Consider the following 2,091-nt stretch of genomic DNA (forward strand, 5'->3'; position numbering starts at 1 on the left):
GCGGCGGCGCAAAAGTCGGCCACCTTGGCGCGCGCATGAGACCCGCGGGAGGGCGTAGCCCGAGCGGGGGTCTGATGCGCGCGCTGCGATTTTTGAGAGGGCTTCAGCCGGCCTTTCGGGCGCGACTTTGGGCGAGACGATAGCTGTCGCCGTTCATCTCGAGGATGCTGACGTGGTGGGTAATACGATCCAGCAGCGCGCCGGTCAGACGCTCCGATCCCAAGGTTTCCGTCCATTCGTCAAATGGAAGATTGCTGGTGATCAGGGTCGCGCCTCGCTCGTATCGTTGCGATATCAGCTCGAAGAGTAATTCTGCGCCGGTTTTTGAGAGCGGCACAAAGCCCAGCTCATCGATGATGAGAAGCTGGTAGGCTGCCATCTGCTTCTGGAACCGCAGCAGCCTTCGCTCGTCACGTGCCTCCATCATCTCGCTGACCAAGGCGGCCGCTGTCGTGAAGCCGACAGACAGGCCCTTCTGGCAGGCTGATAGGCCGAGACCGAGAGCCACGTGGGTTTTGCCCGTGCCGCTGGGCCCAAGCGCGATCACGTTCTCCCGTCGCTCTATCCATTCGCAACGGGCCAGTTCCAGCACCTGCATCTTGTTGAGCTTGGGGATGGCGGCGAAGTCGAAGCTGTCCAGACTTTTGACGACGGGGAATTTGGCCGCCTTGATGCGGCGCTCGACCTTGCGGCGGTCGCGTTCGATCATCTCCCGCTCGGCAAGCCGGGTGAGGTATCCGACATGATCGACGCCCTCTGCGGCGCAGTGCCGGGCCAGCTTCTGGTACTCGCGCTGGAAGGTCGGTAGCTTCAGGATTTTGAGGTAGTGGGAGAGCAGGATCTCCGGGACTTCGGTGCTCATGCCGCTTCTCCCGCATCCGACGACAGGAGGCGCATGTAGGCCTTCGCCGACGTCGTCTCGACCGTCGCCCGCGGCAGGTAGGGGTAGATGGAAAGGTCCAGTCGCGGCGGTCGGCGTTCCACCCGGCACAGGATCAGATGCTTGACGGCGTCGAAGCCGATGGCTCCGAGCTGGAGGGCCTGCTTCACCGCCGCGTGAAGGTCGGCAAGCTCGAAGCTCTCCAGCAAGCGCAGAACCTGCACGTACTCACGCCGGCCATGCTTTGCCATGCGGCCCTCCATCAGGCGGCGCAGCGTGGCGAACTCTTCCGGCAGGTCCCAGCCCTGGAGAGGTGCTGCCTGATCCAGCGCATTGATCTTCTGCTCGATCAGCGGCAGGTAATGCACGGGATCGAAGACGACGTCCTCCCGGTCCCAGCATCTCGGATGGCGGGCGACGATCTCGCCGCGGCAACCAATCACCACCTCGTCGACATAGCCGCGCACCCACACATCCTGATGGCCGTAGGCGACCGGCACGGAATAGTCGTTGGTCTTGTAGCGAACCAGCGACTGGGCCGTCACCTTGGCGCTGGCCTGATCGCAGGCATCGAATGGAGATGCCGGCAACGCACGCATAGCAGCCAGATCACGCTGTAGTCGCTCTCCGATCGTCTCGCTCTGGCCGCGCAGTCTGTCGCGCTGACGCTTGCGGCATTGCTCCTCGAGCCAGACGTTGAACGCATCCCATGTCGTAAACTGCGGAATCGGAACCATGAAGTTGCGCCGGGCATAGCCAACGAGACCTTCGACGTTCCCCTTGTCGTTGCCTTTCCCAGGACGGCCGTAACGATCCCGGATCAGGTAGTGGGACAGAAAACCGCTGAACAGCGTCGCGCGCTTGCGTGTACCGTCGGGCAGGATCTTCGCCACCAGGCAGCGATCATTGTCGTAGACGATCGATTGCGGCACGGCCCCGAAGAAGGAAAACGCATGCACGTGGCCATCGACCCAGGCCTCGGCCACCGCCGCCGGATAGGCCCTGACGTAGCAGCCGTCACTGTGCGGAAGATCCAGCACGAAGAAATGCGCCTTGCGTTCCACGCCGCCAATGATCACCATCGCCTCGCCGAAATCCGCCTGCCCATGGCCGGGTGGATGCGACAGCGGCACGAACACCTCTTGGCGACGCTGATCTCGCTCGCGCATGTAATCCTTGATGATCGTGTAGCCGCCGGTGAACCCGCGCTC

Annotated in this window: 2 protein-coding genes; both read right to left on the bottom strand. The window is 62.9% G+C overall.

Annotated elements, in window-relative coordinates; genetic code table 11:
- Positions 1-103 precede the first annotated feature (103 nt).
- Complete coding sequence (gene istB, locus ABID16_RS23595; RefSeq protein WP_354558827.1) at positions 104-862, bottom strand: IS21-like element helper ATPase IstB; 759 nt, start codon at positions 860-862, stop codon at positions 104-106.
- Positions 859-2,091, bottom strand: a 1,233-nt coding sequence (istA, locus tag ABID16_RS23600; protein ID WP_354558828.1) for an IS21 family transposase, incomplete at its 5' end; no start/stop codon positions are given. The genes istA and istB, both read right to left, overlap by 4 nt.

The sequence above is a fragment of the Limnomicrobium aquaticum genome (assembly GCF_040545545.1).
Lineage (GTDB): Bacteria > Pseudomonadota > Alphaproteobacteria > Rhizobiales > Rhizobiaceae > Ensifer_A > Ensifer_A aquaticum.

Coding starts and splice junctions, on each gene's coding strand:
- istB (WP_354558827.1), bottom strand. CDS start 862: ATGAGCACCGAAGTCCCGGAGATCCTGCTCTCCCACTACCTCAAAATC.